The organism is Wolbachia endosymbiont of Nasonia giraulti (genome assembly GCF_048054155.1).
In the GTDB taxonomy this organism is placed as follows: Bacteria; Pseudomonadota; Alphaproteobacteria; order Rickettsiales; family Anaplasmataceae; genus Wolbachia; species Wolbachia pipientis_C.
In genome coordinates, this window is the sequence record NZ_JAFEVH010000041.1 from 1 (window position 1) to 8,187 (window position 8,187).

Below are 8,187 nucleotides of genomic sequence, written 5' to 3' on the forward strand. Positions count from 1 at the left end.
TTATTACTTTTTTTTCGGTTTGACACACTTTTTTGAACGTTCCCATACCAAGTTGCTGTACCATCTTCGTTGTCAGAAATTGTAACCCCCATTTGTTTCAATTGCTCTCTTATTTTGTCTGCAGTATCATAATCTTTATTTTGTTTTGCTACTTTTCTTAAGTCTATCAACCTTTCTATTTCTTGATTACTCACACCACTTGCAAACCACTCTTGATAACTTGACTCAAGAATACCAATGAACCTTGCGCTTTTAACAAACTTCTTAGTTAATTTGAGCTTCTCATATTCATTACTTGTCTTATTGATTTCTGTAGCCATTTCATGCAATATGGCTACAGCTTCAGGAATGTTTAAATCGTTTTTCAAAGCCTCTATAAAATCTTTAGAGACTTCTGCATCACTTTCCTCAATACATGTACTACGTAATAACCGATAAAACTTGTTTAAAGTTTCTTGCGACTCAGAGATAACATTTTCTGTCCAATCAAGTGGTTTTCTGTAGTGAGTTTTAAGCAGCGCATAACGTATTACTTCACCCTTTATTCCACTATCTAACAAATCCCTTACTTTGACTATATTAAATAAGGATTTGCTCATTTTCTCTTCATTTACCGTAAGAAACCCGTTGTGTACCCAATATTTTGCAAACGTTGACTCAGCAAATGCAGATTTACTCTGTGCAATTTCATTCTCATGATGAGGAAATTGCAAGTCTATACCGCCACCGTGAATATCAAAATCTTTGCCAAGGTAAGCATATGACATTGCTGAACATTCTATATGCCACCCTGGTCTTCCCTCTCCCCATGGACTATTCCAGTGACTTGAAAGTTTATAGTCAGTTTCGTTTGCAGGTTTCCAAAGTACGAAGTCTCCTGGGTGTTTTTTATTTTCACCCACTTCAACTCTATTACCATGATCCAACTCATCAATTTTTTTTCCTGATAAAACACCGTACTCAGGGTAAGATTCTACACTAAAATATACATGTTTATTTGATTCATAAGCATGACCAGAATGCAGCAAAGATTCAATTAACTCAATAATTTGGTCTATATTTTCTGTTGCTTTTGGTTCATGTGTTGGTTCTACGCAATTTATGCTTCTCATATCTTCATGAAAAGCTTTGGTATAATATGCGCTGATACTTTCTATATTACTACTTTTCTTATTTGCTGCATTGATTATCTTGTCATCGATGTCGGTTATATTACGCACATAAGTAACTTTGCCATAACAAAATTTCAGCAGTCGAAATAATACATCATAAACAACAACAGAACGTGCATTTCCTATATGTGCAGTATCATATACTGTTGGTCCGCAGACGTACATTTTTATATGATCTTTATCGATCGGTGTAAAGGGCTCTTTTTTTTTTGTTAAAGTGTTGTAAAGCTTAACCATATACAAAGCTTTTTAGAAAAGAAAATGCTCCAAATATAAGCTGTGGTCCTTTAACTATTACGACAAGAGTAAGTAATAACCCACACAATGATACTAATACTCCGATTATAGAGAGAAATCCATCTTTGCTCATGATACCCAGTGAAATGAGAGTTGTACCAATTGCAGGAATGAAGTTAGTTAAAGGAAGTGGGATTGCTATCGATAATGCACAAAGCAGCATTATAAATGCTAAAATATTTTCACCAGGACCACGAAAAATGAAAGACATTCTTGGTTTCATGAACTTTTCTATTTTTTTTAATGTAGGTGAAGTTTTCTCTACCACGAGAGCTAGTGTTGACCGTTGAAAAGATTTCCTTTCTAGCCAATTAGGCATCCAAGGAGAATCAAACCCAAATAGAAGCTGCAGTGAAAATAAGATTAAAGGTATAGAAAGAATGGTTGTATAGCCAGGTGGAACAGGTATAGGTACTGATAGCGGTAAAGAGAAGATGATTATTAAAATACCAAAACCACGCTCATGTAAAGCTGTTTTAATATCAAATAATGTTACTTTATCATTATCGTTATTGTTAGTATCTGCAACCTCTTTTAGAATATCAGAGGCCAATTTTTTATCTTCAGTCAATTTCACACTTTTTTCCACAGATACCCTTTAATAACAATATAACTTCTAACTAACATAGTTATCGCTATATTTCAATATCGATTATTCATTTCATGCTGTACTTCATTCTTTTATTAAAGTTTTGTAAAGCTTTTAAGAAGAGAAAGTGTTCCGGCTATAAGTTTTGGTCCTTTAACTATTACAATAAGGGTAACCAATAACGCACAGAATGAAACTAACACTCCTAACGTAGATAAAAATCCATCTTTACCCATAATGCCGAGTGAAATAAGAGTTATACCAATTGCAGGAAGGAAGTGAGTAAAAGGTAATGGAAGAGCTATTATTATTGCACAAAGCAACATCATAAAAGCTAGAATCTTTTCACCCGGACCAAGAAAAATAAAAGATATTCTTGGTTTCATGAACTTTTCTATTTTTTTTAATATAGGTGAAGTTTTCTCTACCACGAGAGCTAGTGTTGACCGTTGAAAAGATTTCCTTTCTAGCCAATTAGGCATCCAAGGAGAATCAAACCCAAATAGAAGCTGCAGTGAAAATAAGATTAAAGGTATAGAAAGAATGGTTGTATAGCCAGGTGGAACAGGTATAGGTACTGATAGCGGTAAAGAGAAGATGATTATTAAAATACCAAAACCGCGCTCATGTAAAGCTGTTTTGATGTCGAACAATGTTACTTTATCACTATCGTTGTTATTGGTATCTGCAACCTCTTTGAGAATATCAGAAGCCAATTTTTTATCTTTGCTCAGTTTCGCACTTTTTTGCATAATTGCCCTTTAATAACATTCTAACTAACGTAATTATTAATATATTTCAGTTATACCTCTTCAATTCTTTAGCCTTGTTTAAACAAATGACACGCACTAAAGTGCGTGTCACGAAACATAAGGAAGCTAACGATCTGGTTCATTAGATGATAGTTTCTCTGAATCCTTAAGTTCTTGTTTAAGGTTTTTAATGCCTTTGCCTAAATCACCCATAACTTGTGGTAACCTACCTGCACCAAACAGAACTAAGATTATTATTAAGACTAGAAACAGCTGCCATGGACCTAAACTCATTTGTACCTCCGTTGAAAATATTAACTTTTAGGTATTAAAACTTGACTGAAGCCAAGTGATACATAAATTATATCACTTTTATTGAATTATAAATCAAGAGTTTTTAATTATCTTATAATAGTTTTAGCCTAACATTAAGTTTAGTTTAGCTGTAGAGTAAAAGGAAGCTCACTAAAAAATTTTGCTAACGTATCATCTTTAGGTCTGTGGTATATGTAGCTAGGAACTCCTGATTGAATAATTTTACCATTTTTCATCACGTAAATAAAATCTGCAACTTTCAACGCTTCTTGCGGGTCATGAGTTACCATGAGTACAGGAATATTTTTGCTTCTAAAAAGTGACAATATATGGTGCCTTATTCGATATTTGAGCAGTATATCTAAATTAGAAAATGGTTCATCGAGCAAAACAACATCAGGATTTTGCGCCATTACTCTTGCTATTGCAACTAATTGTTGCTGTCCTCCTGATAAAGCATGAGGGTAAATGTTTTCATATTTTTCTATATTAAATAGCTTTAAGATTTCCAATGCAGTAAGGTATTTTTCTTTCTTAGAAGTACTGCAAATAGCAAAAGTTATATTTTCTATTACTGTTTTATGAGGAAATAATGCAGAATGCTGAAAAATCAATCCGATATTTCTACGCTCTATAGCAATTGACACTTTGTTACTTGCAACTAATTTATCATTTATAACAATGGTTCCAGATTTTGGATTTTCTATTCCTGCGATTAATTTTAGAATTGTTGACTTGCCACAGCCAGAATGACCTAGTAAACAGGCAACACTTCCTTTCTTCACTTGAATGTTGATGTTGCTTAAAGCAAAGCCATCTTGATTACTATAAAAGTAACTAATATTGTTAACTAGCATTAATCTTTCAATTGGAATCGTATTATTAAATATAACAGTATTACATTCAAGAAATACAGAAATATTTTTTATTATTGTGAATTAATTGTACAGAGTGCCTAGAAAAATGCGAGACTTTTTGCTATAATTTTGCATAAATAGCAGAAGACATGGGACTATAGCTCAGTAGGATAGAGCGTTGGATTCCTAATCCGAAGGCCGTGCGTTCGAATCGCACTAGTCCCACTTAATTTTGATAAAGTGGTTTAACAATCAAGAAATTATAATTGGTTTGAAAAGTGATTCTAGGAGCTAGATTGCATGGTTTCTCAAACTTGAATTTACAGGTTCAACCTTATTTTCTCTCATTTCTCTGTAACTTGGAAGTGTAAAATTTTTTACATGTAATCCAGTTACCATTACAACTAAAATAGCTAGGACACTGCAAACTAATGCGCCAGTTAAAGATGGCAGCAGCAACAAACAATCCTGTAATAACAACTCCAACAACATCACTCCTTAATGAGGTGTAAAAACTCTCCTTACTTTTTTTGTATTTAGTTTCTTTTTCATGTGGTGGAGAAAATTGAGCCTCTACAAAGCCGTTAGCTTTCTTATCATTATTTGGTGTGACAGTTGGGCCAGTCCTTGTTGATACAGGTGCTTCATTTTTGTTATTATTACCATTAGTACTAACTGGAGGCGCTGTTGCTACAGATCTATTACCAACGTTTCCATTACTTCTGCTAGGTTTTATTCTAATTTCCTTTACATTAGACGTTTTTTGCTTTTCTTGTTTCTTATCTATTGATGATTCAAGCAATTTAATTATTGCAACATTTGAGTAGTATTTACGATGATCAGAATTGTTGGGATCTCCTTTAAACTTAGAATCTATTTTAAGTTCTTTTTCAAGTGATGACTGACTTTCTTTAATGACTACCAAAAGATTCCTAACATCAGCTTCTGGTATATCCGTCATATACTTTAAAAGTAACCTAACTTTTGGTGGATCACCATCTATAGAGGCATCACTCAAAGCCTGAACTTTCTCTTCTTCAGTAAATCTTTTGTTATTCAAGAGTATCTTCATAACTTCAGTGCTCTCATTGTGAGGAGCTGTGTTAAGAACCTCTAGTATTTTCGTATGATCTATGTAATCTAAAAATATCTCAAACTCTTGAACTTTACCTTCATTAACGGCGGTCAACAAAGCATTCGATTTTCTTTCTTGATCAAATTTACCGCTATCCAAAAATATCTTTATAACGTTAGGTTTTCCACCTGACACAGCGTAATCTAATACAGTTTTAGAAGTAGTATCTCCAATATCAATTTTAATGTTTGACTTAGCAAGCAACTCGATAGTTTTGAGGAATGTATCATGATCATTTACAATATCATTCCTCCCTGGGCGGAGAATATCCATAAATAAATCACAAATATTTGCATCTGTTGCTCCACTTTGTTTTAGCTTCTCACAAAATTCATGAGCAGTTACATCAGGATTATTAGTTACAAATTCCTTTACATTGTCATAAGCTAAGTTACTGACCATATTCAAAACCTATCATTATTGCTATGTGCTCATTATATCAACTTTTTCATGATCAGTCAAGTAATCTTGCAGTCTCAAATGGCATGATATATATTGATTTATGATTCTCGAGTAAATGATGGAAGATTTAGCTTATAAGTTAGTGAAAGTAACCGAAGCTGCAGCACTTGCTGCATATAAATTGGCAGGCCTTGGTGATGAAAAAAAGGCCGATCAGGTTGCAGTTGATGCAATGCGTACGGTGCTAAACTCAATGGAAATAAATGGTACAATTGTGATTGGGGAAGGGGAGAGGGACGAAGCACCGATGCTATATATCGGAGAAAAAGTTGGCACAGGAAGTGGCCCTGACATTGACATCGCTGTTGATCCACTTGAGGGCACTACAATTTGCGCTCACTATAAACAAGGGGCAATGTCTGTTCTTGCTGCAACAAAAAAAGGTAATTTTTTACATGCACCTGATGTTTATATGGAAAAGATAGCAGTGGGAAAAAATCTCCCAGAGGGTGTAGTCTCACTAAAAAATAGGATTGAGAAGAATCTGGACAATTTAGCCAAGGCAAAAGGATGTAAAGCAAGTGATCTTATAGTAACTGTACTTAAACGTGAAAGACATGATGAATTAATAGCAAAAATTAGGAAGCTAGGAGCAAAAGTGAAATTAATAGATGATGGTGATGTTGCAGCCATAGTTTCGCTAATAAATGGCAATCACGATATGTATATTGGAACAGGTGGAGCTCCAGAAGGAGTGCTTGCAGCAGCAGCGCTAAGCTCAATCGGTGGGCAGATAGAAGGAAGATTAATATTTGACACGGATCAATTAAAAGAAAGAGCAAAAAATTTGAATATCACTGACCCAGAAAAAATCTACACCGTGAAAGACATGGCAAAAAGTGAATCAGTGTTCATTGCAACTGGAGTAACAAATGGAGAGTTTGTGGATGGAGTAAAGTTTGGCCAAGATATTTGTCTGACTAATTCATTAATAATATTGCCTGGTAAAGTAATAAAAATACAAACAAAATCAATATCTTAAACATTTGTCATATGCTGATTATAAAATTTTTATAGAAGGAAGATACTTATAATTGTCTTAAAAAAATGAATTTACATGTTAATTTTAGCTTTACAACATTTGGCATTAAGTTATAATTAAGCTTATTTAAGTATGAGAGGTGTGAAATGTTTGACTGGGTTTCTAATTTGTTAAATAGTGAGGAGAAAAATTCACCGCCTGAAAAAAATAATAATTCTTTCTCTAACAGCACAGAAAGTTTATTAGTCCAATCCTAAAAAAAATCCTCAACTTGATGATCAAAGTAGAACTGACGCGTCTCCTCAAATAAATCTTCAATTTAGTGAGGATGATGTAAAAAACGTGCTCCAAGACTTCGAAAAATTGGATTATAATGATAGTAAGTGTTTTAACAAAATAGCAGAGAAGTATAAAAAAGAGAGAGGCCTTTTTGACTATGTAGTGTTAAGCAAGCAAAAGGAGATAATCAATATATTAGATAATAAGCTTCCTGATCTCAAAAGACAAGAAGAGTTTAGAAAAAGATTGGGTGAGTATATTTATTCTAGGATTAAAGATGGAATGAGTTATGGAGAAAAGCTCCAAAGTACACCTCAGTTTCTTAAAGGTAAGGCAGAAGAAGTATTATCAGATTTTAAAAATTTGAGATTCGATTTTAAGGATAATAAATGTGAAGACCCTAATGATTATGTAAATTATAATAGCGGCCGGCCGGCAGATCCATTTGATAAAATAGCAAATTATTATCGAAGAAAAAGGGATATTTTTCTTTTTAACTATGCGATATTGAGTCAGCAAAAAGAAATAATGAATATATTAGATAAGAAGTTTACTAATGAAAATCAGAAAAAGAATTTTGAAAATAGGTTAGGTAGATATCTTGTTCGAATTGAAGAAGGGATGAATGATGCAAAAGAATTTCTAAAAGAAGATGGTCTAGTAGGCTTTTTTGATGGATGTTATTGGCCAGGCGAAAATGCAGAAGTTAATCATTATGATAATCTTAGTGTAAATATTATTAAACCTGAAAAGAGTTTAGAAACAAGCCATCTTTTCACTAACAAAATTGAAAGGATGGAAAGAAATAAAAATGAGGTAAAAAGAGCAAAAATATACAGCGATGGTAAACTAATTGTAACGATTGAAAAGAATGATAAGCAACAAAGAAATTACCGCTTTGCAAAAGATGCAACATGCGATATGAAAATTAGGTGGAGTGCAGAAGATGAGAAAGGTAATTCTGTTAACTGCTTTATTAGTTTAAATGTAAATCCTAGTGAAATTGAGATTGGTCAGCCAACTATTAATGGTAAAGATGTTGAACTAGACGAAATTTTGAAATTAGCTAGGCAAAATAAGGATGTACTTATGGAAGGTAAAGCTTTACATGAATTTTTAGAAGGATATCTGGAGCAAGATGCACAATCACAGAAAAAGGAATGTATTATAACGCTTAATCCATCTAGTCATTTATTAAATTCACTAAAACCAGGGGAATTACAAGCAGGATGTATAGGAGGAGCATATGATCATTATCTTCCTAGGACTAGGCTTGAAGGGCCATCTGCAGAAGAAAAATCAAAGGGAACGTTCAAAAAAGTGTGTCAAACCGCATTTTCAATTCAA

8 protein-coding genes and 1 tRNA gene are annotated in these 8,187 nt (G+C 33.4%); 3 read left to right on the forward strand and 6 right to left on the reverse strand.

Translation table 11 applies throughout. The features are described 5' to 3' along the window. The 5 genes from cysS to JR312_RS05075 all read right to left on the reverse strand — a co-directional run. The coding region (gene cysS, locus JR312_RS05055; protein WP_416647881.1) for a cysteine--tRNA ligase at nucleotides 1-1,409 on the reverse strand (1,409 nt) is incomplete at its 3' end. Next, the gene (locus JR312_RS05060) at nucleotides 1,402-2,058 is read right to left on the reverse strand and encodes an exopolysaccharide biosynthesis protein (RefSeq protein ID WP_006013843.1); all 657 of its coding nucleotides are present in this window, start codon (nucleotides 2,056-2,058) and stop codon (nucleotides 1,402-1,404) included. The genes cysS and JR312_RS05060, both read right to left, overlap by 8 nt. A gap of 95 nt (nucleotides 2,059-2,153) precedes the next feature. Further along, nucleotides 2,154-2,810 (reverse strand): exopolysaccharide biosynthesis protein, encoded by a 657-nt coding sequence (locus JR312_RS05065; RefSeq protein ID WP_416647882.1) that lies wholly within the window; start codon nucleotides 2,808-2,810, stop codon nucleotides 2,154-2,156. A 126-nt stretch (nucleotides 2,811-2,936) separates the two neighbouring features. Further along, entirely contained in the window at nucleotides 2,937-3,104 is a 168-nt protein-coding gene (gene tatA / locus JR312_RS05070; protein ID WP_006013840.1) for a twin-arginine translocase TatA, read from the reverse strand. Between the two features lie 140 nt (nucleotides 3,105-3,244). Next, nucleotides 3,245-3,982 (reverse strand): ABC transporter ATP-binding protein, encoded by a 738-nt coding sequence (locus JR312_RS05075; protein ID WP_416647883.1) that lies wholly within the window; start codon nucleotides 3,980-3,982, stop codon nucleotides 3,245-3,247. Nucleotides 3,983-4,133: 151 nt separating this feature from the next. Between JR312_RS05075 and JR312_RS05080 the strand changes: the two genes are divergently transcribed. After that, nucleotides 4,134-4,207 (forward strand) — tRNA-Arg (locus tag JR312_RS05080). 109 nt (nucleotides 4,208-4,316) lie between these two features. Here the strand turns inward: JR312_RS05080 and JR312_RS05085 are convergent. After that, on the reverse strand, nucleotides 4,317-5,519 hold the full coding sequence (locus tag JR312_RS05085; protein ID WP_416647884.1) for a hypothetical protein: 1,203 nt from the start codon (nucleotides 5,517-5,519) through the stop codon (nucleotides 4,317-4,319). Between the two features lie 118 nt (nucleotides 5,520-5,637). Between JR312_RS05085 and glpX the strand changes: the two genes are divergently transcribed. Both glpX and JR312_RS05095 read left to right on the forward strand, forming a co-directional pair. Continuing rightward, nucleotides 5,638-6,561, forward strand: a complete 924-nt coding sequence (gene glpX, locus JR312_RS05090) for a class II fructose-bisphosphatase (RefSeq protein ID WP_264331165.1) — start codon at nucleotides 5,638-5,640, stop codon at nucleotides 6,559-6,561. 342 nt (nucleotides 6,562-6,903) lie between these two features. Further along, nucleotides 6,904-8,187: hypothetical protein (locus tag JR312_RS05095; RefSeq protein WP_416647885.1), on the forward strand; the 1,284-nt coding region annotated here is incomplete at its 3' end.